Annotated in this window: 19 protein-coding genes and 2 tRNA genes; 17 read left to right on the top strand and 4 right to left on the bottom strand. The window is 68.5% G+C overall.

The annotated features are described in order from the left end of the window. Positions 1 to 96: 96 nt before the first annotated feature. Positions 97 to 172: transfer RNA gene (locus RKE50_RS00870), tRNA-Asn, on the bottom strand. Positions 173 to 339: 167 nt separating this feature from the next. Between RKE50_RS00870 and uvrB the strand changes: the two genes are divergently transcribed. Continuing rightward, positions 340 to 2,364 (top strand): excinuclease ABC subunit UvrB, encoded by a 2,025-nt coding sequence (uvrB, locus tag RKE50_RS00865; protein WP_350033607.1) that lies wholly within the window; start codon positions 340 to 342, stop codon positions 2,362 to 2,364. On the opposite strand, the gene RKE50_RS00860 is transcribed toward uvrB, so the two are convergent. After that, on the bottom strand, positions 2,339 to 4,390 hold the full coding sequence (locus tag RKE50_RS00860) for an ATP-binding protein (protein WP_350033606.1): 2,052 nt from the start codon (positions 4,388 to 4,390) through the stop codon (positions 2,339 to 2,341). The genes uvrB and RKE50_RS00860 overlap by 26 nt on opposite strands. Continuing rightward, entirely contained in the window at positions 4,387 to 5,079 is a 693-nt protein-coding gene (gene pdsR, locus RKE50_RS00855) for a proteobacterial dedicated sortase system response regulator (RefSeq protein WP_350033605.1), read from the bottom strand. The genes RKE50_RS00860 and pdsR overlap by 4 nt, the downstream gene beginning before the upstream one ends. Before the next feature lie 163 nt (positions 5,080 to 5,242). Between pdsR and RKE50_RS00850 the strand changes: the two genes are divergently transcribed. From RKE50_RS00850 to RKE50_RS00790, 13 genes are all read left to right on the top strand, one after another. Further along, a complete protein-coding gene (locus RKE50_RS00850) occupies positions 5,243 to 7,342 on the top strand; it encodes a marine proteobacterial sortase target protein (protein ID WP_350033604.1) in 2,100 nt (699 codons plus the stop codon). Further along, complete coding sequence (locus RKE50_RS00845) at positions 7,339 to 7,914, top strand: class GN sortase (RefSeq protein ID WP_350033602.1); 576 nt, start codon at positions 7,339 to 7,341, stop codon at positions 7,912 to 7,914. The genes RKE50_RS00850 and RKE50_RS00845 overlap by 4 nt, the downstream gene beginning before the upstream one ends. 98 nt (positions 7,915 to 8,012) lie before the next feature. Further along, positions 8,013 to 8,282 carry a hypothetical protein gene (locus RKE50_RS00840; RefSeq protein ID WP_350033601.1) on the top strand — a complete coding sequence of 90 codons (270 nt, stop codon included), beginning with the start codon at positions 8,013 to 8,015 and terminating at the stop codon, positions 8,280 to 8,282. Further along, the gene (locus tag RKE50_RS00835; RefSeq protein ID WP_350033599.1) at positions 8,279 to 8,740 is read left to right on the top strand and encodes a type II toxin-antitoxin system VapC family toxin; all 462 of its coding nucleotides are present in this window, start codon (positions 8,279 to 8,281) and stop codon (positions 8,738 to 8,740) included. Before RKE50_RS00840 ends, RKE50_RS00835 begins: the two co-directional genes overlap by 4 nt. Before the next feature lie 231 nt (positions 8,741 to 8,971). Further along, the gene (gene thrS, locus RKE50_RS00830) at positions 8,972 to 10,903 is read left to right on the top strand and encodes a threonine--tRNA ligase (protein WP_350033597.1); all 1,932 of its coding nucleotides are present in this window, start codon (positions 8,972 to 8,974) and stop codon (positions 10,901 to 10,903) included. After that, positions 10,860 to 11,435 carry a translation initiation factor IF-3 gene (gene infC, locus RKE50_RS00825; protein WP_350033596.1) on the top strand — a complete coding sequence of 192 codons (576 nt, stop codon included), beginning with the start codon at positions 10,860 to 10,862 and terminating at the stop codon, positions 11,433 to 11,435. The genes thrS and infC overlap by 44 nt, the downstream gene beginning before the upstream one ends. 57 nt (positions 11,436 to 11,492) lie before the next feature. Continuing rightward, positions 11,493 to 11,687 carry a 50S ribosomal protein L35 gene (gene rpmI, locus RKE50_RS00820; protein WP_350033594.1) on the top strand — a complete coding sequence of 65 codons (195 nt, stop codon included), beginning with the start codon at positions 11,493 to 11,495 and terminating at the stop codon, positions 11,685 to 11,687. Positions 11,688 to 11,713: 26 nt separating this feature from the next. Then, positions 11,714 to 12,073 (top strand): 50S ribosomal protein L20, encoded by a 360-nt coding sequence (gene rplT / locus RKE50_RS00815; protein ID WP_350033592.1) that lies wholly within the window; start codon positions 11,714 to 11,716, stop codon positions 12,071 to 12,073. A gap of 118 nt (positions 12,074 to 12,191) precedes the next feature. After that, the gene (gene pheS / locus RKE50_RS00810; protein WP_350033590.1) at positions 12,192 to 13,205 is read left to right on the top strand and encodes a phenylalanine--tRNA ligase subunit alpha; all 1,014 of its coding nucleotides are present in this window, start codon (positions 12,192 to 12,194) and stop codon (positions 13,203 to 13,205) included. A gap of 21 nt (positions 13,206 to 13,226) precedes the next feature. Further along, the gene (gene pheT, locus RKE50_RS00805) at positions 13,227 to 15,608 is read left to right on the top strand and encodes a phenylalanine--tRNA ligase subunit beta (RefSeq protein ID WP_350033588.1); all 2,382 of its coding nucleotides are present in this window, start codon (positions 13,227 to 13,229) and stop codon (positions 15,606 to 15,608) included. A gap of 11 nt (positions 15,609 to 15,619) precedes the next feature. Beyond that, positions 15,620 to 15,922, top strand: a complete 303-nt coding sequence (gene ihfA, locus RKE50_RS00800) for an integration host factor subunit alpha (protein ID WP_350033586.1) — start codon at positions 15,620 to 15,622, stop codon at positions 15,920 to 15,922. Next, complete coding sequence (locus tag RKE50_RS00795) at positions 15,903 to 16,271, top strand: MerR family transcriptional regulator (protein WP_350033584.1); 369 nt, start codon at positions 15,903 to 15,905, stop codon at positions 16,269 to 16,271. Before ihfA ends, RKE50_RS00795 begins: the two co-directional genes overlap by 20 nt. An 83-nt stretch (positions 16,272 to 16,354) precedes the next feature. After that, positions 16,355 to 16,431 (top strand) — tRNA-Pro (locus RKE50_RS00790). Positions 16,432 to 16,488: 57 nt separating this feature from the next. Here the strand turns inward: RKE50_RS00790 and RKE50_RS00785 are convergent. Further along, on the bottom strand, positions 16,489 to 18,411 hold the full coding sequence (locus tag RKE50_RS00785) for a winged helix-turn-helix domain-containing protein (protein ID WP_350033582.1): 1,923 nt from the start codon (positions 18,409 to 18,411) through the stop codon (positions 16,489 to 16,491). A gap of 193 nt (positions 18,412 to 18,604) precedes the next feature. Between RKE50_RS00785 and RKE50_RS00780 the strand changes: the two genes are divergently transcribed. The 3 genes from RKE50_RS00780 (at position 18,605) to RKE50_RS00770 (ending at position 21,840) form a co-directional block, all read left to right on the top strand. Beyond that, a complete protein-coding gene (locus tag RKE50_RS00780; RefSeq protein WP_350033580.1) occupies positions 18,605 to 19,342 on the top strand; it encodes a hypothetical protein in 738 nt (245 codons plus the stop codon). A 136-nt stretch (positions 19,343 to 19,478) separates the two neighbouring features. Next, positions 19,479 to 20,954 (top strand): amidohydrolase family protein, encoded by a 1,476-nt coding sequence (locus tag RKE50_RS00775; protein WP_350033578.1) that lies wholly within the window; start codon positions 19,479 to 19,481, stop codon positions 20,952 to 20,954. A 1-nt stretch (position 20,955) separates the two neighbouring features. Further along, positions 20,956 to 21,840, top strand: a complete 885-nt coding sequence (locus RKE50_RS00770) for a hypothetical protein (protein ID WP_350033576.1) — start codon at positions 20,956 to 20,958, stop codon at positions 21,838 to 21,840. Positions 21,841 to 21,856: the final 16 nt, after the last annotated feature.

Here is a 21,856-nt window from a genome sequence, read left to right as displayed (position 1 = left end):
TCCCGTTGCTGTAGGTAACTGGTGGCTGCCGGGGCATGACCCCCGGACGAAAAAAAGGGGCTACATCGCTGTAACCCCCTGTCTCCTCTCGGAATTTGGCTCCGCCTGCTGGGCTCGAACCAGCGACCCACTGATTAACAGTCAGTTGCTCTACCAACTGAGCTAAGGCGGAGTAGTCTCACGCGGGGCGAGAGGCGCGAATTCTACTGACGGAGGGGGCAGGGGTCAACACTGTCAGGGTGGGTTTCAGGGCGGGCTGGGGCACGGGGCGCATAGCCTACAAGGGGGCGGGGGAGTTCGTCATAATGGCGGGCTAGCCTCGATCAGTGGAGTCAGCCCGTGTCTACCGGCAAACCCTTCCGCGTCGCCTCGAAGTTCCAGCCCGCCGGCGACCAGCCAAAGGCCATCGACGCCCTGGTCAAGGGCATCGAGGCGGGGCTCGCATCGCAGACGCTGCTCGGTGTCACCGGCTCCGGCAAGACCTTCACCATGGCCCACGTGGTGGAGCGGGTACAGCGGCCGACGATCGTCATGGCCCACAACAAGACGCTGGCGGCGCAGCTGTACGGCGAGTTCCGCGAGTTCCTGCCCGACAACGCGGTGGAGTACTTCGTCTCCTACTACGACTACTACCAGCCCGAGGCCTACGTGCCGTCGTCGGATACCTTCATCGAGAAGGACGCCTCCATCAACGACCACATCGAGCAGATGCGCCTGTCGGCCACCAAGGCGCTCCTGGAGCGGCGGGACTGCCTGGTGGTGGCGACGGTGTCCGCCATCTACGGCCTGGGCGACCCGCAGTCCTACTTCCGCATGGTCATGCACGTTTCGCGCGGCGAGATGGTGGACCAGCGCGAGATCCTGCGGCAGCTGGCGGAGCTGCAGTACACGCGCAACGATGTCGACTTCTCCCGCGGCACCTACCGCGTGCGCGGCGACGTTATCGACATCTTCCCGGCCGACGCCGAGTCCGAGGCGGTGCGCCTGGAGCTCTTCGACGAGGAGATCGAGAACATCGTGACCTTCGACCCGCTCACCGGTGCCATCGGCGACCGGCTGCCGCGGGTCACGATCTTTCCGAAGACGCACTACGTCACTTCCCGGGACGTGATGCTGAACGCCATCGAGCACATCGAGGTGGAGCTGGAGGAGCGCGTGGCCCAGCTCAAGGCCGCCGAGAAGCTGGTGGAGGCGCAGCGGCTGCAGCAGCGCACGCGCTACGACATCGAGATGATCCGCGAGCTCGGCTACTGCCAGGGGGTGGAGAACTACTCCCGCTACCTCTCCGGCCGTGCCCCCGGCGAGCCGCCGCCGACGCTCTTCGAGTACCTGCCGGACGACGCGCTGTGCATCATCGACGAGTCCCACGCCACCATTCCGCAGATCGGCGCCATGTACAAGGGCGACCGCTCGCGCAAGGAAACGCTGGTGGAGTACGGGTTCCGCCTGCCTTCGGCGCTGGACAACCGGCCCCTGCGCTTCGAGGAATGGGAGCAGCTGCTGCCGCAGGCCGTGTTCGTCTCCGCCACGCCGGGGCCCTACGAGGAGGCGCACGCCGGGCAGGTGGTGGAGCAGGTCGTGCGGCCCACGGGCCTGGTGGACCCGGCAGTGGAGGTGCGTCCGGCCAGCACCCAGGTGGACGACCTCCTCGGCGAGATCCACATCGTGCTGGAGACGGGCCAGCGAGTGCTGGTGACGACGCTGACCAAGCGCATGGCCGAGGACCTCACTGAGTACCTCGCCGAGCACGACATCCGCGTGCGCTACCTGCATTCGGACATCGACACGGTGGAGCGCGTGGAGATCATCCGCGACCTGCGCCTCGGCAAGTTCGACGTGCTCGTGGGCATCAACCTGCTGCGCGAGGGGCTCGACATGCCCGAAGTGGCGCTGGTCGCCATCCTCGACGCGGACAAGGAAGGTTTCCTGCGCTCGGACCGCTCCCTCATCCAGACCATCGGCCGGGCCGCCCGCAACCTTCACGGCCGCGCCATCCTTTACGCCGACAATGTCACCGGCTCCATGCAGCGGGCCATGGACGAGACGGCGCGCCGGCGCGAGAAGCAGGTCGCCTTCAACGAAGAGCACCACATCACGCCGAAGGGCGTGGAGAAGTCCGTCGCCGACATCATGGAAGGGGCGCGGCGCATGCCCACGAAGGCGCGGGCGAAGGGGCGCAAGGTGGCTGAAGACAGCCTCAGCTACAGCGCAGACCTGCAGAACCTGTCACCGGCGGCCCTGGCGCGCAAGCTCGAGACCCTGGAAAAGCAGATGCACGAGCACGCCAAGAACCTCGAGTTCGAGGAGGCCGCGGCGCTGCGCGACCAGGTGGCCGAGCTCAAGCAGCTGGCGTTCCTGCACTGACCGCCGCTGGCCGCGGCAGCCAGAGGCTGAAGACCGCGCCGTCGTTCCCCGGGCGGTTCTCCGCCGTTGCCCGGCCGCCCAGGCGCTTAGCGATGAGCTGCACCACGTGCAGGCCTAGGCCGAGGTGCGGCGAGTCGTCCCGCCCGGCGCGCAGCGACACCATGGGCTCGAACAGCTGCCCGCGCAGCGTGTCGGGCAGTGCCGGCCCCGGGTTCTCCACCGCCAGCTGCCAGCCACCCGTTGCCGGACGCAGGGAGACGGTGATCGCGCTGCCCGCCGGGGCGAAGGAGGCGGCGTTGTCCACCAGCTTGTCGAGCGCCTGCACCAGCAGTTCCGCGCTGCCGTGGACCGTCGCAGCGTCCGTGCCCGCCGCGGGGGAAAAGCGCACGCAGTGGTCCGGGTAGCTGTCGTCGTAGGCCACGACCACTTCCGCCAGTAGCGGCGCCAGGCTCACGGCTGTGAGTTCTGCCGCGCGAATGCTGTCTTCCAGCCGCGAGGCCTCGCTCATGGCGGCGAGGATACGACCCAGCCTGCCCAGGCCGTCGCGGGCGCGCTGCAGGTAGGTGGCGCGGTCCGCCGGCGAGAGACTGGCGTCCTCCAGGTTGTCGAGGGAGGACTGGATCACGGCGATGGGCGTGCGCAGCTCGTGCCCGAGCTGCCGGGCTAGATGCCTGAGGTAATCGTTGTACCCGGCCACGGCTTCGAGGAGGTCCGCGAAGCGTCGGGAGAGATCGCCGATCTCGTCGCGGGCCTGGCTGCGCGGGAAGGCCGCGGCCACGGCACCGTCGTCACTGACTACGGCCTCTGTGGCCCGGCCAAGGCGGCGGATGCGCCAGCCGAGGAGGCTGGCGTAGCCGAGGAGCACGATCACCGCGAACAGCATCACGGCCAGGCTGAGCGCAAGCACCCGCCCGGTCGCCGCATCGGCGAGGGCGAGGTACTGCTCGCTGTCCTGGCTGACGCGTACGGCGCCGATCACAGTGGCGCCCGCGAGCACCGGCGCCGCGGCGGCGACGCGGGCGCTGCCGTCCTCGCCACGGTACCAGGCGGTCGCGGCATTGCCGGCCAGGGCCTGTTCAACCTCCGCGCCCGGCAGCCGCCCGGCGCGGGCGACCGGTGCCGCCGGCAGCGGGCGGTCGCGGAGGATGCCGCGGTAAAGCGCCCGCAGCGCCCAGAACGTCTCCTCGTCGCCGTTCCCCTGCGCGGGCCCACCGGCGGCGACACCGGCGAGGTAGCCCTGGCTGTCGAGCGCCTGCAGCCGGGTGCCCGGGTCTGCAAAGCGCGCGAGGTGCGTATCCAGGGCCGCGGCCCGGCGCACGACGACCGGCGCGGGCCTGCTGTCGAGATTGCCGAGCGCCGCACGGTCCGCGTCGCCGGCGGCGTCGACAACTTCGAAGGCGAGGCGGCCGTCGAGCAGGGTGAGCGGCAGGTCCAGTTCCAGGCTGTAGCCCGCTTCGCCGTCCTGCCAGCTGCCGCGGATGCGCCGGGCATCGAGGAGCGACAGGCTGCTGTTGCGCGGTCGCCCGCGCACGCGGCCGGGCGCCGCCGTGGCGATCAGTGCCTCGCGCCAGCCGTCGGTGCCGAAACGCAGGCGCACGCGGTCGCCGTTCTCCTTCGCGCGCAGCGGGTCGCTGTAGATCGGCGTCGGGTCCGTGACTTCCAGCAGGAGGTAGAGGCGGGCGCCGTGCTCGCGCGGGGCATAGCGGACGCGGAAGCCGTCCTCGCCGTCCAGCACCTGCCGCGGCGTGTCGGCCCAGTCGTCCGCATAACCGTCGATGATCACCGGTGGGCCCGGCGCTGCGTACAGGCTGTTCGCAGCGGCGGCGGGGCGTTCCGTCAGCGGTGCCGGCGCAAAGCGCTGCGGCTGGTCGTGGAGCGAGGCGGCTATCGCGCGGGCACTGGCTGCCACGGCCTGCGCCTGGCCGCTGCGCAGGGCGCCTTCCATCTCGCGCACGAACTGGCAGCCGGCCCAGGGCAGCGCGAGGAGCAGCAGGGAGACAGCCAGCAGCTGCCGGCGGAGGTTCACGCGTCCTGCCAGCGGTAGCCCATGCCGTAGGCGGTCTCGATGGCGGCAAAGCCCGCGTCGATGCCCTGGAACTTGCGACGGATCCGCTTGATGTGCGAGGTCACCGTGTTGTCGTCGAGTACCACGCTGGCGGCGTCCATGAGCTGCTGCCGGTTTTTCACGTGGCCCGGGTGACGGGCGAGGGCGTGGACGATCCAGAACTCGGTTACCGTCAGGTCGACCCGCGTCTCACCCCAGTGTGCCGTCATGCGCTCGACGTTGAGGGACAGGGGTCCGCGCTCGAGCACGTCCTCGTGGGCGACGGGCGTGCGCAGGGCCTGCACCCGGCGCAGCAGGGCGTGGATGCGCGCCAGCATGTGGCCCTGGCTGATGTCCTTGGTGAGGTAGTCGTCAGCGCCAAGGCGCAGGCCGGAGACGATGTCCAGCTCCGAGTCGCGCGCGGTGAGAAAGACGATGGGCAGCTCCGGGCTGCGGGCGCGCAGCTCGCGGCAGAGTTCGAAGCCGCCCTCCACGTCGTCACCGAGGCCGACGTCGATGATGGCGAGGTCCGGCAGCTGGTCGGCGAGGGCGCTGCTGGCGCTCGGCCGGTCCCGGTAGGTGCTCACGCGGAAGCCCTGGCGGGCGAGGGCCTCGCTGTAGTTGGCCGCGATGGCGGCCTCGTCCTCGATGATGGCGATGTGCTGGCGCATGGCTCGCTGCCTTGCCGGGAGTCGCAGCAGCATTCCAGAAAGGCTGGCGGCGCTCAAGCGGCTGCCAGAATTCGCCACAATTGATCAGCGGTGCGCCACGGGGCGGGCGGCTGCCTGCCACCGCGGGGCGGTGTACTGGGGCAAACGCCCAAGGAGACCCGCCATGGCTTCGCCCGCTCCCTTTCCCTGTTCCGTCACCGATGCGGCACTGCGCTGGCTCGCCCGCGCGGTGCTGGTCCTTCTCTGCCTGCTGCTGCTGGACACGGCGCCGGCGCGCGCCGAGGGCCCTGCGCTCGCGCTGGTCGACGACGCCGGCAAGGCGAGCCTTTCCCTGCGCCAGGCGAGCCACCTCTCGCTGGAGATCCACGGCCTGGTGGCGGTGGCGGTGCTCGAGCAGTCCTTCGAGAACCGGGCGGCCGGCTGGCGCCACGGCGTGTACAGCTTCCCGCTGCCCGAGCAGGCCGCGGTGCGGCGCCTGGACTTCGTGCTCGGCGAGAGGGTGATCCGCGGCCGGGTCCGCGAGCGCGAGGAGGCGGCCAGGGTGTTTGCGGCGGCGAAACGCGAGGGCAGGCAGGCGGCGCTCGTCGAGCAGCAGCGGCCGAACCTGTTTACCAGCCGCATCGCCAACATCCCGCCGGGTGAAACGGTGCGGGTGCGCCTGGAGCTCGTGCTGCCCGTCGCCTACGAGGACGGCGTGTTCTCCCTGCGCTTCCCAAGCACCGTGACCCCCCGCTACATCCCGGGCCAACCGCTGGCCGGCGAGCCCGGCACGCCGGGAGAGAGCTGGAGCCGGCCCTCGGACCAGGTGCCCGATGCCCATCGCATTACGCCGTTCCAGCACGCCGCCGACGGCAGCGACGCGGCCCCGCTCAACCCGCTGCGCCTCGACCTCGTGCTCGACGCCGGTGTCCCCCTGGCCTCGGTGGACGCGCTCTACCACGACCTCGCCCTGGAGCGGGACGGTGCCCGCTACCGCGCCCGGTTGCGCGATGACGTCGCGGAGATGGACCGGGACCTCGTGTTGCGCTGGCGCCCGGTGCGCGGCGCGGCGCCATCGGCGGCGCTCTACACCGAGGCGGTCGACGGGCAGCACTACGCCTACCTGATGCTCCTGCCGCCGCGGCCCGGCGGTGAGCCACCGGCGCCGCGCGAGCTGGTGCTGGTGGTAGACCGCTCCGGCTCCATGGGCGGTGCACCCATCGAGCAGGCGCGGGCCAGCGTGCGCGCGGCCCTGGCCGCGCTGCGGCCCGAAGACCATTTCAACGTCATCGCTTTCGATGACAAGGTCGACGCCCTCTACCCGGCAAGCCGCCCGGCCTCGCCGGAAGCACTCGCCGCAGCGCGCCGCTTCGTCGACCGGCTGGATGCCCGCGGCGGCACGGAAATGCGGCCGGCGCTGGATCTCGCCCTGCCTGCGCAGGAGCAGGAGGGAGCGGGGCGGCTGCGGCAGGTCGTGTTCATCACCGACGGCGCCGTGGGCAATGAACAGGCGCTGTTCGCCCGTATCCGCGAGCGCCTGGGCCGGGCCCGGCTGTTCACCGTCGGTATCGGCGCGGCCCCGAACAGCTGGTTCATGCGCCGCGCCGCCGAGGCGGGCCGCGGCACCTTCGTTCACGTCGGCCGGCGGGAGGAGGCCGGCCCGGCCATGGATACGCTGCTGGCGCGCCTGGCCAGCCCGGTGCTCACCGACATCGACGTGCGCTGGCCGGCCGGGGCCGATGCGGTGCCGGCGATCGTCCCGGACCTCTACACGGGCCAGCCGGTACTGCAGACCGTCGCTCTCGGCAAGCCCCTCGCGGGCGTAGTGACGCTGTCCGGCCAGCGTGGCGGCGAGCACTGGTCGCAGACGCTGCGGGCGGACGCGGCCAGCGGCAACGCACCGGGTGTGGGCACGCTCTGGGCCCGGGGCCGCGTGCAGGCGCTGCTGGATACGCTCGAGGTCGGGGCCGACCGGGCGCAGGTGCGCGCCGAGGTATTGCCCCTCGCGCTGGCGCACCAGCTGCTCACGCCCTTCACCAGCTTCATTGCCGTCGAGGAGCGGCGCGCGCGGCCCGAGAGAGAAGAAGCCGGTAACAGCCCGGTGCCCAACACCCGCCCCGCGGGCCAGGCGCCGCAGCCTTTCGCGTTCCCGGCAACGGCGACCACGGCGCGGGCGCGGGCCTGGGCGGGGTTGTTGCTCCTGTTCATCGGCGTGGTCGCGGTCGCCCTGCGCCAGGAGGACCGGGTCGCGGAGGGCCTGCCGCAGCGGAGCGGACGCGGGTGAAGCGGGCGCGGTTGCTGTGTGCGGCCGGCGCGCTGGTCGCATCTGCCTGGCTGCTCGGGGGTGCGGCTGCCATCCACGGCAAGGCCGTGCTGGCGCAGTGGCTGATCGCCCGGGCCTGGGCGCAGGATGCGGCCATGGGTCCGGCCCGCCCCTGGCCCTGGGCCGATACCTGGCCGGTGGCCCGGCTGGAGGTGCCGTCGCTGGGCAGAACGCAATACGTACTGCACGGCACCAGCGGCCAGGCCCTGGCCTTTGGACCGGGGCTGGACCCCGCCGGTGCCGCGCCGGGGGAGCCGGGCGTCGTGCTGCTCGCCGGCCACCGCGACACCCACTTTGCGTGGCTGGCGTCCATCGCTCCGGGCGACCGCCTGCAGCTCACGGACCGGGCCGGCGCGACCCGGCACTACGAGGTCGTCCGCCAGCGCGTCCTCGACAGCCGCGCCGGGCCGCTGCGAGCCGGGCTGGCGGATGGCCTGGTCCTGGTCACCTGTTTCCCTTTCGACGCCGTTGTCGCGGGCGGGCCGCTGCGTTACGTCGTGGAGGCGGCCGCGGTCATGGGCGGCGCGCTGTAACCGCCTGCAAGGCCGGGATGACCTGGCCAGTATTGATGTTTTGATGCCTTCACTAGGGATGTTAAGATGCTAGTTTTCGTGAGTGCCGGTGCAGATCAATGCGTACCACCCTGACCATCGACGACCAGATCGCCAGGCAACTGAAAGCGATCGCGCATGAGACCGACGCCAGCTTCAAGCAGGTAGTGAACGACACGCTACGCCGGGGCCTGGCAGCCGCTGAACGCCGCGCACCCGCACCGCCCTATCGTTTGGAACCGGTATCGCTTGGAGAGCCCGTTCCGGGCTATGACCTGGACAAGGCACTGGCCATTGCCGAGCACCTGGAAGACGAAGCGCTGGTCAGCAAGCTGAACCTGCGCAAGTGATTCTCGTAGACGCCAACCTACTGATCTATGCGATCAATCGCGATGCGCCCGCGCACCGGGCGGCGCGGAGCTGGTGGGAGAGTGCGCTGTCCGGCAGCGAAGGAGTGGGTTTGCCGTGGATCGTCGTGCTCGCCTTTCTGCGAATCACAACGCGCCACGGCATCCTGGAGCGCCCGTTGACCGCTGATGCCGCGATCCAGTTCGTCGATGACTGGCTTGCGCAACCCGTCGTCGAGATGGTCCTGCCGCGCGCGACGCACTGGGCCACGCTGCGCAATCTGCTACTCGCATCAGGCACCGGCGGCAACCTGACTTCCGATGCGCACATTGCCGCGCTGGCCATGGAACTGGGGGCGACGATTTACTCGGCGGACTACGATTTTCGCCGCTTCGCCGGCGTCTCGCATCGGAACCCGCTCGAAGCCGGAAGGCAACCGAGCAACATGGGCAGCAGGTGATCACAAGTACCGGCTGTTAAGCTTTCTCCGGCTGGTAGATCGCCCATCGCGGGTCGACCGCATCTTTCCTCCTTGCACTCGCGGCGCGGCAGGGCGCTGGGAGCGAGAACGCCCGGTTTCAATCGCCGTCGTTTTCGGGCATTATGCGCCGCCTTTACAGCCCGGCGTTGCCGGCGCTGGACAGTAAGTCACGTGGCCTGGCGTAGGGGCCACCACTGGAGGAGGATCAGCATGCCTGCCATTACCCTGCCCGACGGAAGCGTCCGCGAATTCGCAAACCCGGTCACCGTGGCCGAGGTCGCTGCCGACATCGGCCCCGGCCTTGCCAAGGCGGCCCTGGCCGGCGTGGTCGACGGCCGCGAGGTCGACACCAGTCACCGTATCGACGGCGACACGCAGCTCGCCATCATCACGGGCCGCGACGACGCCGGTCTCGAGGTCATCCGCCACTCCACCGCCCACCTGCTGGCCATGGCGGTGCAGGACCTGTACCCGGGCACCCAGGTCACTATCGGCCCGGTGATCGAGGACGGCTTCTACTACGATTTTGCCGGCGAGCACCAGTTCACGCCGGAAGACCTGCCGAAGATCGAGCAGCGCATGGCCGAGCTCGCCGCCGAGGACCTGCCCGTGGAGCGCCTGGTCATGGAGCGGGAAGAGGCCGTGGCGCTGTTCCGCGACATGGGTGAGCAGTACAAGGTGGAGATTATCCGCGAGCTGCCCGAGGGCGAAGAGGTGTCCGTCTATCGCCAGGGTGAGTGGATGGACCTGTGCCGCGGCCCGCACGTGCCCAGCACCGGCAAGCTCGGCGCCTTCAAGCTGACCAAGCTGGCCGGCGCCTACTGGCGCGGCGACGCGAAGAACGAGATGCTGCAGCGCATCTACGGCACGGCCTGGGCCGACAAGAAGCAGCTCAAGCAGTACCTGAAGCGCCTCGAGGAGGCCGAGAAGCGCGATCACCGCAAGATCGCCCGCAAGCTCGATCTCTTCCATACCCAGGAAGAGGCCCCGGGCATGGTGTTCTGGCACCCGGCGGGCTGGACCATCTACCAGGTGATCGAGCAGTACATGCGCGAGCGGCAGCGTGCCGAGGGCTACCGGGAGATCCGCACGCCGCAGGTGGTGGACATGAGCCTGTGGGAGAAGTCCGGCCACGCTGACAAGTTCGGCGACGACATGTTCATGCTGCAGGCGGAGGAGCGCGACTACGCGGTCAAGCCCATGAACTGCCCCTGCCACGTGCAGGTGTTCAACCAGGGCCTGCGCTCCTACCGGGACCTGCCCCTGCGCCTGGCCGAGTTCGGCAGCTGCCACCGCAACGAGCCCTCGGGCTCACTGCACGGCATCATGCGCGTGCGCGGCTTTACCCAGGACGACGCCCACATCTTCTGCACCGAGGAGCAGATCCAGCCGGAGGTCTCGCGCTTCATCGACTTCCTGCACGCCGTCTACGCGGACTTCGGCTTCGACGACGTCATCTACCGGCTGTCCACCCGCCCGCCGCAGCGCGTGGGTACCGACGAAGACTGGGACCGGGCCGAGAAGGCGCTGGCCGACGCCCTCGACGCCCAGCGCCTCGACTGGGAAGAGCTGCCGGGGGAGGGGGCCTTCTACGGGCCGAAGATCGAATTCTCCCTGAAAGACTGCATCGGCCGCGTCTGGCAGCTGGGCACGATCCAGGTGGATTTCTCCATGCCGGGCCGCCTGGATGCGCAGTACGTGGCCGAGGACGGCTCGCGGAAAGTGCCCGTCATGCTGCACCGGGCCATCCTCGGCTCCTTCGAGCGTTTCATCGGTATTCTCATCGAGCACTTCGAAGGCGCCTTCCCCGCCTGGCTGGCGCCGACCCAGGCGGTGGTGCTTAATATTACCGACAAGCAGCACGATTACGTGAAAAGTGTGGAAGATTCCTTGCAAAACAAGGGCTTTCGCGTCATTTCGGACTTGAGAAACGAGAAGATCGGCTTTAAAATCCGCGAGCACACGATTCAGCGCGTCCCTTATCTGCTCGTGATCGGGGACAAGGAAGTCGAATCGCAGACCGTGGCCGTGCGCGCCCGCAGCGGCGAGGACCTGGGTTCAATGGACCTCGAGGCATTCAGCCTCATCCTCGCAGACGATGTGGCGCGACGCGGCCGTATTGTATTGGAGAAGCAGCATTAAGAAAGACGCAGGCAAGGGCAAACGCGCCCTAACGAACGACGAAATCACGGCGAGCACCTGTCGCCTTATCGGGTCGGACGGCGAGCAGATCGGCATCGTGCCGATGGCAGAGGCCCGCGCCAAGGCCGAGGCAGAGAGCCTTGACCTGGTGCTCATCGCCGACCAGTCCGATCCCGTGGTCTGCAAGATCATGGACTACGGGAAGCACGTGTTCGAGGCCAAGAAGCAGAAGAACCTGCAGAAGAAGAAGGCCAAGCGGACGCAGATAAAGGAAATGAAATTCCGTCCCGGGACGGAAGAGGGCGATTACCAGGTCAAGCTGCGCAACCTGACTCGCTTCCTCGAAAACGGAGACAAGGCCAAGGTCACGCTGCGCTTCCGCGGTCGTGAAATGGCTCACCAGGAACTCGGCCTGGAGCTCCTCAAGCGGGTAGAGGCGGATCTCGAGGAACTCGGGTCCGTCGAACAGTTCCCGAAGATGGAGGGGCGGCAGATGACCATGGTCATCGCCCCGAGAAAGAAGAGCGGTTAGCGGCCCGTGAATGCCCTGATGCGCTCGTACCTGAAACTCTGATAGCGGAGTACTGACATGCCAAAAGCAAAAATTCACAGCGGGGCGTCCAAGCGGTTCAAGAAGACCGCCGGCGGCTACAAGCGCAAGCACGCGTACAAGAGCCACATCCTGACCAAGATGACGACCAAGCGGAAGCGCCAGCTGCGCGGGACGGACATGATCCACCCGAGCGACAAGGTGCATATCGACCGCATGCTGCGGGCCCGCTGAGCGACTGACGGACACAGGAGACAACCATGCCTCGCGTAAAACGTGGTGTCGTCGCCCATCGGCGGCACAAGAAGATTCTCAAGCAAGCCAAGGGTTACTACGGTGCGCGCAGCCGCGTGTTCCGGGTGGCCAAGCAGGCGGTCACCAAGGCCGGGCAGTACGCCTACCGCGACCGTCGCCAGCGCAAGCGCCAGTTCCGGGCCCTCTGGATCACCCGGATCAACGCGCAGTCGCGGGCCAACGGCCTGCCCTACAGCCAGTTCATCAATGGCCTGAAGAAGGCCGAGATCGGGCTGGACCGCCGGGTCCTCGCTGACCTGGCCGTGCACGACAAGCCGGCATTTGCCGAGGTGGTGGAGCAGGCGAAAGCGGCCCTGGCCGCGTAAGACCCATCCCACCGCTCCGGCGGTTTGCTTGTTGCACCATTAGATGAAGGGAAAGGGCGTCGCTCTTTCCCTTTTTTATTGCCGGCGCTCAACCCGCCGCGACCTGTAAGGGACTGACATGGACAACCTGGAAGAGCTGGCCGGCGAGGCCCGCGCCGCTATCGAGGCCGCCGACGACGGCGCGGCCCTGGAGCAGCTTCGGGTCGACTACCTCGGCAAGAAGGGGCGCGTCACGGCGCTCCTGAAGGGGCTCGGGAAGCTCTCGGCCGAGGAGCGCCCCGCCGCCGGCGCGCGCATCAACGAGGTCAAGGAAAGCCTGCAGGGCCTTATCGCCGAGCGCAAAAGCGCCCTCGGTGCCGCCGCCGTCGCCGAGCGGCTGGCGGCCGAGGCCATCGACGTGACGCTCCCGGGCCGGGGGGAAGGCAGCGGCAGCCTGCACCCGGTCACCCGGACCATCGAGCGCATGGAGGACTTCTTCGCCGCTGTCGGCTTCGAGATCGCCGAGGGGCCGGAGATCGAGGACGACTACCACAACTTCGAGGCCCTGAACTTCCCGCCGAACCACCCGGCGCGGGCCGAGCACGACACCTTCTTCGTCGACGAGGGCACGGTGCTGCGCACGCACACCTCGCCGGTACAGGTGCGGGTCATGGAAAGCCGCGAGCCGCCGCTGCGCATCATCTGCCCGGGGCGCGTCTATCGCTGCGACTCGGACCTGACCCACACCCCCATGTTCCACCAGGTCGAGGGACTGCTCGTGGACGAGCACTCCACCCTGGCGGACCTCAAGGGCCTGATCGAGGATTTCCTGCAGTCCTTTTTCGAGCAGTCGCTGGCCGTGCGCTTCCGGCCGTCCTACTTCCCCTTCGTTGAGCCGGGCGCCGAGGTCGACATGCAGTGCGTGCACTGCGGCGGCAAGGGCTGCCGCGTGTGCAGCCACACCGGGTGGCTCGAGATCATGGGCTGCGGCATGGTGCACCCGCGGGTGTTCGAGATGTCCGGCATCGACCCAGACCGCTACGCCGGCTTCGCCTTCGGCATGGGCGTGGAGCGCCTCGCCATGCTGCGCTATGGCGTCGGTGACCTGCGCCTCTTCTTCGACAACGACCTGCGCTTCCTCGCGCAGTTCTAGGCCAGCCGGGAGACAGTAACCGTGAAGATCAGTGAACAGTGGCTGCGCGAGTGGGTGAACCCCGCGCTGTCCAGCGAGGAGCTGGCCGAGCAGCTGACCATGGCCGGCCTCGAGGTGGACGCCGTGAGCCCCGTGGCCGGGGCCTTCCGGGGCGTGGTGGTCGGCGAGATCGTCAGCGCCGAGCAGCACCCGGACGCCGACAAGCTGCGGGTCTGCCAGGTAAACGCGGGTGGCGATGAAACACTGCAGATCGTCTGCGGTGCGCCGAACGCGCGCGTTGGCCTGAAGGCGCCGCTGGCTACCGTCGGCGCCGAGCTGCCTGGTGACTTCCGCATCAAGCGCGCGAAGCTGCGTGGCGTGGAGAGCCAGGGCATGCTCTGTGCCGAGGCCGAGCTCGGGCTTTCCGATGCCGACGAGGGCCTCATGGAGCTGCCGCCGGAGGCGACCGTCGGCCAGGACCTGCGCCAGGCCCTGGGCCTCGACGACGTGGTGATCGAGGTGGACCTGACCCCGAACCGCGCCGACTGCCTGGGCATTCGCGGCGTGGCCCGGGAGGTCGGGGCGCTCAACGGGATCGCCGTCTGCGAACCGCCGATCGAGCCGGTCGCGGCGACCATCGACGACACGTTCCCGGTCACCCTGGCGGCCCCGGCGCGCTGCCCGCGCTACGTCGGCCGGGTTATCCGCGGTGTCGACCTGTCGCGTCCCAGTCCGCTCTGGCTGCAGGAGCGGCTGCGCCGCGGCGGCATCCGCAGCATCGACCCGGTGGTGGACATCACCAACTACCTCCTCCTCGAACTCGGTCAGCCGATGCACGCCTTCGACCTGGGCGAGCTCGCCGGCGCTATCGCCGTGCGCACGGCAAAGAAGGGCGAGACGCTCGAGCTACTGAACGGCAACACCATCACGCTCGGCGAGCACAACCTCGTGATCGCCGACGAGCGCCGGCCCCTGGCCCTGGCCGGCATCATGGGCGGCGAGGGCAGCGGGGTGGGCGCGGGCACGACGGACATCTTCCTCGAGTCGGCCTTCTTCGCCCCGGAGCACCTCGCCGGCCAGGCCCGCAGCTTTGGCCTGCACACGGATTCCTCGCACCGCTTCGAGCGCGGCGTGGACTACACGCTGCAGCGCCTGGCCATGGAGCGCGCCACGGCCCTGCTCATCGACATCGTCGGCGGCGAGCCCGGCCCGGTGGTGGAGGCGGTGGAGGAGAGCGCGCTGCCGGTTCGCGAGCCCGTGCACCTGCGCGCCGCGCGCATCGAGCGCGTGCTCGGCGTGGCCATCGAGGACGCGGCGGTGGAGAAGATCCTGCGCGGTCTCGGCCTGGACGTGGAGGCCGTGGACGACGGCTGGCACTGCGCCGTGCCGCCCTGGCGCTTCGATATCGCCATCGAGGCCGACCTGCTCGAGGAACTGGGGCGGGTCTACGGCTATCACCGCCTGCCGACCACCCGCATCCGCGCCGATCTCACCATGCCGCGGCGCCCGGAGACGCAGCTGTCGCTGCGCCTGCTGCGCCGCCACCTCGCCGCCCGGGGCTACCGTGAGGCGATCACCTACAGCTTCGTCGACCCCGCGCAGCAGGCGCTCTTCGACCCGGCGCTTCCGCCGGTTGCGCTGCGCAACCCCATCTCGGCCGACATGGCGGTGATGCGAACGAGCCTCATCCCGGGCCTGGTGGCCACGGCGCAGCGCAACCTGAACCGCCAGCAGCCGCGGCCGCGGCTGTTCGAGACCGGGCTGCGCTTCCTCCCCGGGGAGGGCGACACGCTCGACCAGCGCCCGACCCTCGCCGTGCTCCTCGGCGGGCGCCGGCAGCCCGAGGGCTGGGCCGGGAGCCGCGACGCGGCGGACTTCTACGACCTGAAAGGTGACCTCGAGAGCCTGTTCGCGCTGACCGGCTGCGAGGCGGCGTTCTCCCTCGCCGCCGCCGAGCGCGCGGGGCTGCACCCGGGCCAGACCGCGGCGATTCACCGGGGCGACGCGGTCGTCGGTTGCCTCGGTGCCCTGCACCCGGAGACGCTCGCCGCCCTGGATCTCGACCGCCCCCTCTACGTGGCCGAACTCGACCTCGCGGCACTGCTCGAGGCGCGCCTGCCGAGCTTTGCGCCGGTCTCGCGCTTCCCGGAAATCCGTCGCGACCTCGCCGTCGTCGTCGACCGCGAGGTGCCTTCCGCGGCGATCGTGGCAGATGTTCGAGCCACGGCAGGCCCTTACTTCAAGGAGTTAACCCTCTTTGATGTGTATGCCGGGAAAGGCATTGATCCTAAACGAAAAAGTCTTGCAATCGGTTTGACTTTCCGGGATCAATCGCGCACTCTTGATGATGAAGAGGTGACTAAGGCCGTCGACCAAGTCATTGATTCGCTGGTGAAAAACTATAACGCGGAGTTGCGGGGCTAGGCGTCGCGCCAATGAGTGCACTGACCAAGTCGGAAATGGCCGAGCGCTTGTTCGAGGAACTGGGCCTGAACAAGCGCGAGGCGAAGGAGATCGTCGAGCTGTTTTTCGAGGAGATCCGTGCGTGCCTCGAAAACAACGAGCAGGTGAAGCTCTCCGGTTTCGGCAACTTCGATTTGCGCGACAAGAGCCAGCGGCCCGGCCGCAACCCGAAGACCGGCGAGGAGATCCCCATTTCCGCCCGCCGCGTCGTAACCTTCAGGCCCGGGCAGAAGCTCAAGGCCAGGGTGGAAGCGTATGCTGGAACCGAGTCATAACAACGAACTGCCGGCCATCCCCGGCAAGCGGTATTTCACCATCGGCGAAGTCAGCGAGCTCTGTGCGGTAAAGCCCCACGTCCTGCGCTACTGGGAGCAGGAGTTTCCCCAGCTCAAGCCGGTGAAGCGCCGCGGCAACCGCCGCTACTACCAGCGCGAGGACGTGCTGACGATCCGCCAGATCCGCTCGCTCCTCTACGAGGAGGGCTACACGATCGGTGGCGCCCGGCAGCGCATGGAAGACGACGGTGAGCAGGGCGTGCGCCCGGCGGAGATCAAGGCGGTGATCCAGGAATCGATCCGCGACCTCGAGGAAGTGCTGGAACTCCTCAAGCCCGCGAGCCGCTAGGCCGGCCCGGCCGGCTCCCCCGGAGCCGTTGTGTCGCGGGCCCGGTCGCGTATAATGCGCCTCTCGCCGCAAGGGCGACCCGTCGGGGCGTAGCGCAGTCTGGTAGCGCACCACACTGGGGGTGTGGTGGTCGCAGGTTCAAATCCTGCCGTCCCGACCAATCTCGAAAGGTCCTTTCCGGGGCTCTACCCCATTAACGGGGGATGACCGGTTCTCACTAACTCCTCTCCGCTTGTTCCTGCCAGTTCCCGCCCGCTTCGCCGGCAAGCAGCGTCTGCGCATCGAGGGTGATGGCGTCGAGCTGCCGCTGTGACCGCCCGAGTTCCGTCAGCAGCTGCTGCCAGCGGTCATCCTCGCGCAGCCTGTCGAACAACGGGTCGGGCAGCGTCGTCAGCAACAGGGCCAGGTTGCTTTGCCGCGCCCGCTCGATCCAGGCGAGCGCCCGGTCGCTGTCGCCATCGATGGCGTAGAGCTGCGCAATGCGCACCGCCTCCTCCTCACCTTGCCCGGCCTCGAAGACCTGGAGCCTGGACCGGTAGCAGGGCTCATCTCCGCGGGCGTGACAAAGCAGCGCCTCGTAGAACTGCCGGAACGGCTCGGCCTTGCGCGGAATTTCCGTTTCCAGGATCTGCTGCGCCGTGTCGAAGGCACCCTGCCTTGTCTTGATCAGTGCCAGGCTGAAGTGACCACCGCGACTCAGTTCCATGACCCTGTGTGCGGCCTGCTCGGCTAGGCGGAGTTCCCCGGCGGCGATGTAGGCCCGCAGCTGGGCGGCGTGGCAGCCGGCGCACAGGGGGTCCAGGTCGATGACCGCCTGGTGAAACCGGATCGCGGTTGGAAAGCGGTACAAGGCGTAGGCGAGATCGCCCGCAATCCGCAGGTAGCGCGGCGTGTTCGGCGCGATCGCCAGGGCCCGGGAAATATGCGCCGCAGCGCCGGGTAGATCATTCTCCAGCCGCAGGGCCAGTTCTGCCAGCACGCCGTGGGCACTGGCCTCGCCCGACGGCGCAGACTGCATCCCCTGCGCCAGGGCGCGCACCCGGGCCGCCCCCTCGGCCGTGGACAGATCCCCAAGGTACACCTGCAAGAAGGTGATTTCCGCCAGCGCGTCAGCCGCCGGTACGAATGCCGGATTCCGCTGCACGACGCCTTCCAGCGTCAGCGCGCTTGCGCTGCGGCTGCCGAATTCTCCCTGGCGTAGCGGGTAAATCGCGCGCAGGTACCGCGTGTAGTCCCCGGCGCTGACGGACTGCTCGACCGGGCGCATGACCGTGAGTCGAAAGCGGTTCGCGACGGCGGCGGCAAGCTGGCTCTGCACGCGGAAAAGGTCTTCCTGGCTGCGATCAAGGGTCTCGGACCAGTTGTGGTGGCCGGTACGGGTTTCGATGAGCTGTACCGTGATCCGCAGCAAGCCGTCGTGTTCGCGGATGCTGCCCTCGAGCAGGTGCGTCGCGCCGAGTTCCTTACCGATTTCCGTGGCCGTTTTCTGGTTACTGAAGCGCGGCAGGAACGAGGAGGTGCGGGAGATGACCCGCAGGCCCTGGAGGCGTGTCAGGGTGTTGAGGATTTCCTCCGGCAGGCCGTAGGCGAGGTAAGCCATGTCCTGGTCCGCCGTAAAATCCGCGAACGGCATCACGGCGATGACCGGCGCCGGCGCGGGGGACGCGGCCGGCGCCGCCGCCTCCCGGTCGGGCCGGCGTGCGTCGAGAAGCCACCAGCCCGAGAGCACGGCCAGCAGCAGCAGGGTCACCGCAAGCCATCGCGCCCCGGCGCGCCGGTCCGGGCGCGCTTCGTTCGGCACCCCGGCATCGGCTGGCGCGCCGGCTTCGGCAGCCTGGAACAGGTAGCCCCGGCGAGGCACGGTTTTCACGGCCTGGCGGCCGCTTTCACCCAGCGCCCTGCGGATATCGACGAGGCACTGCGCCAGGCTGTCGTCGGTGACGACGGCTTCGCCCCAGATCTGCTCGAACAACTCCTGCTTACTGACCAGGCGGTCCGGATGGCTCAGGAGATAGTGCAGGACGCGGAAGGACTGGGGGCGGAGCGTATACGCCTGGCCGTCGCGGAGCACCTCACCGCGGCTGACATCGACGGAGAAATGCCGGTAGGTGAGCAGATCAGTTGGCTCCGCTGATGGCATGTTCAAGTTGCCCTTTTTTTCGCGTTTTCAGCGGAATTCACGCAAATTTCGTGAAATTTCGTCCGCTTTTCGTTATTTCCCCGGCCGCCCATCCTATCTTGCTTACCTCCCGACGCGCGTCTGGCAGGTGTCCATGCCTACGTGCGCGGCGGGGACCCGGACGATTCCGACCAGAACACAGAGGTAGCGCATCATGAAACAGTCGAAGCTGATAGTCATTACCATGCCACTGTTATTTACCGCAGGTTGCAAGATCCAGATCGAAGTTCCGCTCGGCGGCCAGGTAGTGACCGAATCCGGTGTCTACAGCTGCAGCACCGGCGAGGTGTGCAGCATCGACGTCGTGGACCTGTTCTTCGACGAGACCTTCAGCGCCGAGCCGGCGACCGGTTACCGCTTTGACGGCTGGCTCAAGCGGGATCGCGGCCTCTGCGGCGGCTCCGACGACCCCTGCCGGCTGCTCACCGCGGGCTTCGAGGGCAACGAGGTCCTGATGGGCTTCCTTGAGCGCCCGGAAGAGATCTTCTACCTCGTGCCGCAGTTCGAGGAGATTCCCACGGACGCCTTCGACCCGGACCTGTTCGTTTCCACCACCTTTACGGTTCGCGAGTCCGGCCTGACCGTCACCTATAGTTTTTCCAAAAACGGCAGCTATACCAAGCGGGCCGGGCCGATTTTTGCCGCGGGCAAATACAACTTCGAACAGAACGACCGGGTGATCAACTATACCCAGCTCGCGAGCACGGAGCGGCCGGACCTGACCGGCTACGCGGTGTTCGAGGGCTTCGATGCGGAAAATGGCACCTACACGGTCTGCTACACCGAGGACCAGGACGTGCGCTCCGCGAGAGCGGCCATCGATCTTTGCGAGAGCGGCGGCGGAGGCGGCCTGGAGGCGCCGACACGCCTGCGCTTCATCATTGACGATTGACCTGCACCGGCGGGAGACCGGCGCACCCGAGGCCTGCGCTGGGGAAGTGACCAGGGGATGCCGGTAACGATGGATGGTTGCCGGGGCCCGCGCTATCTGGCACAAGGGGGATAAAGCGCAGCAGAGGGCTTCCCCCATGCCATCGACGCACGACCCCGAGGGTCACCGCCTGCCGATCAAGGTCGACAGCACCAGCAACGGTGAGTTCGAACCCCTTCCCCTCGACCCGCTAAGCGCACATGCCAACGAGCTTGCGCAGGCACGGGCCACGGAAACGGCCCGGCGACTGGGCCTGAACCGTCGGACCTTTCTCGTCTCCGCCCGCGGCGCCGCCTGTACCCTGCTGGCGTTCAACGCCGCCCGCGCCGCTGCCGGCGGGGCGGCCGGCTACTATGCCCTCGCGCCCGAGACCGCGCTGGAAGAAGAGGCCGCGAATGCGGTGCTCGGCGGCAACGAGCTGATCTTCGATGTGCAGGGACACTTCGTGAACCCGACGGGCGCCTGGCTCGACCTGCTGCCCGGGGACGCGCGGCCGCTGTCTGGCATGCCGCAGGCGGGCTGCGCCCTGGCCAGCGAGCCCGGGGAACGCAGCTACCTGCAGTGCCTGGGTCCCGATGCCTTCGTGCAGGACGTGTTCATGGATTCCGACACGGAGCTGATGGTGCTGTCCTTCGTGCCGTCGACGCGGGCGAAGGAGCCGCTGACCATCGAGGAGGCCGCCGCCGCGCAGTCCGTGGTGGCGCAGCTGGAAGGCTCGAAGCGGCTGTTCCTGCACGGGCGGGTCAACCCCAACCAGCCCGGCGATATCGACGACATGCGCCGCCTTCGGGACGACTTCGGCATCTGCGCCTGGAAGACCTACACGCAGTGGGGGCCGGACGGGGTGGGCTACTGGCTGGATGATCCGGACACCGGCATCCCCTTCCTCGAGCAGGCGCGGGAGCTGGGCGTGAAGCGCGTGGCCATCCACAAGGGCATTCCCTTCGGCAAACAGTCCTACGAGCATTCCCTCTGTGACGACATCGGCCGGGCGGCGCGTCGCTACCCGGACATCGACTTTCTGGTCTATCACTCCGGCTTCGTGCCGGGCCAGCCGGAAGGCCCTTATGATCCCGAGAGGAACGAGGGCATCGATTCGCTGGTGAAGACGGTGCTGGACAACGATCTCGGCCACGGCTCGAACGTGTATGCGGAGCTCGGCTCGACCTGGCGCTACCTGTTGCGCGACCCGGATTCGGCTGCGCACGCGCTGGGCAAGCTGCTCAAGCACCTGGGCGAGGACAATATCCTCTGGGGCACGGACTCGATCTGGTACGGCTCGCCGCAGGACCAGATCCAGGCCTTCCGCGCCTTCCAGATCGACCCCGCCGTGGCCGAGCAGCACGGTTACCCGGCGCTCACCGCGGCGCGCAAGCGCAAGATCTTCGCCGGCAACGCGCTGCGCGTGTACGACGTGGAGCCCGGCCTCGTCGACACCCTGAGCGCGGACCGGGTCGCCCGCGCCCGGGCGCGCTACCGCGAGCAGCCCGACCCGCACTTCCGCACCTACGGCCCCACCAGCCGGCGCCAGTTCCTGAACCTGGCGCGCTGGGCCGGCGACGGTCCGCTCTAGCGTGACAGACGCGCCGCAGCGTCGGCTCTGGCTGCACGCGGGGCTGCACAAGACCGGTTCGACCTACATCCAGGCCATGCTGGCACAGGAGCAGGCCCGGCTGGCCGAGGCCGGGGTTTTCTTTCGCCGTCCCGAAGGTCCGATCGAAGGCAATTACCCGGAGGCCTGGGCCCTGCAGCAGGGCGACCTGGACCCGCTGCTGGCCTACGCCCGGGCGGGCTTCGAGACCGGCGCGAGCCAGGTCGTCCTCTCGGCCGAGGACCTGTCATCGCTACTCGTGCGGCCGGGGCTCGGCGTGGAACTGGTCCAGGCCGTGCGCCGCGAGTGTGACGCGTCGGTGGCGCTGGCGGTCTACCTGCGCCGGCCCTCGGCGCAGTTCTGGAGCATGGTCGGTCAGCTCGCGGGTCACGGCTACTACGATCCATTCCAGCTCCTCGCCGAGGCGCTGCGTGACGGTTTCGTGCGCATTGCGGAACCGGCCCCGGGCGATTTCTTCGCGCCGGAATGGCTGTGCCTGCTGGACCACGGCAGGCATCTGTCCCGCTTCCGCCGCCGAGTGCCCGGTGCGCCGCTGCGGGTCTTCGACTTCGACAGCGAGGCCTATCCCGGCGCCGGCCTGTTCGCGGCGCTGGGCATCGATCCCGCGGTGCCGGCAGCACCACCCGCGGCTGCGCGGAACGTGGGAGTCGCCCCCGAAGCCGTGCCCACGATCATGGTCGAAAAACTGAGTGAAACGCTGCCGGACGACCCGGCGGCTGCCACCGTCGAGGCGGCCGTGGTGGAGCGTGCTGTCGTTCCCGAGCGCGTGCGCAGGGCGATCAGCGCCGTGATCGATGCGCGCTTTGCCGCCGGCAGCCGGTCCCTGCTGGAGACCGCTGCGAACTGAACGCCGGCGGCTTCAG

Origin of the sequence: Pseudohaliea sp., assembly GCF_040217025.1 — a bacterium.
Lineage (GTDB): Bacteria > Pseudomonadota > Gammaproteobacteria > Pseudomonadales > Halieaceae > Pseudohaliea.
Note: the sequence above shows the minus strand (reverse complement) of the source record. Positions and strands in the feature narration are given on the sequence as shown.

What these genes read in the sequence shown, in the direction of transcription:
- RKE50_RS00780 (WP_350033580.1), top strand. Translation starts at nt 18,605, where the DNA reads ATGAAACAGTCGAAGCTGATAGTCATTACCATGCCACTGTTATTTACC.
- pdsR (WP_350033605.1), bottom strand. Translation starts at nt 5,079, where the DNA reads ATGCGCCAGCACATCGCCATCATCGAGGACGAGGCCGCCATCGCGGCC.
- RKE50_RS00785 (WP_350033582.1), bottom strand. Translation starts at nt 18,411, where the DNA reads ATGCCATCAGCGGAGCCAACTGATCTGCTCACCTACCGGCATTTCTCC.
- RKE50_RS00795 (WP_350033584.1), top strand. Translation starts at nt 15,903, where the DNA reads ATGCTGGAACCGAGTCATAACAACGAACTGCCGGCCATCCCCGGCAAG.
- pheS (WP_350033590.1), top strand. Translation starts at nt 12,192, where the DNA reads ATGGACAACCTGGAAGAGCTGGCCGGCGAGGCCCGCGCCGCTATCGAG.
- rpmI (WP_350033594.1), top strand. Translation starts at nt 11,493, where the DNA reads ATGCCAAAAGCAAAAATTCACAGCGGGGCGTCCAAGCGGTTCAAGAAG.
- ihfA (WP_350033586.1), top strand. Translation starts at nt 15,620, where the DNA reads ATGAGTGCACTGACCAAGTCGGAAATGGCCGAGCGCTTGTTCGAGGAA.
- infC (WP_350033596.1), top strand. Translation starts at nt 10,860, where the DNA reads ATGTGGCGCGACGCGGCCGTATTGTATTGGAGAAGCAGCATTAAGAAA.
- RKE50_RS00850 (WP_350033604.1), top strand. Translation starts at nt 5,243, where the DNA reads ATGGCTTCGCCCGCTCCCTTTCCCTGTTCCGTCACCGATGCGGCACTG.
- rplT (WP_350033592.1), top strand. Translation starts at nt 11,714, where the DNA reads ATGCCTCGCGTAAAACGTGGTGTCGTCGCCCATCGGCGGCACAAGAAG.
- RKE50_RS00775 (WP_350033578.1), top strand. Translation starts at nt 19,479, where the DNA reads ATGCCATCGACGCACGACCCCGAGGGTCACCGCCTGCCGATCAAGGTC.
- thrS (WP_350033597.1), top strand. Translation starts at nt 8,972, where the DNA reads ATGCCTGCCATTACCCTGCCCGACGGAAGCGTCCGCGAATTCGCAAAC.
- RKE50_RS00840 (WP_350033601.1), top strand. Translation starts at nt 8,013, where the DNA reads ATGCGTACCACCCTGACCATCGACGACCAGATCGCCAGGCAACTGAAA.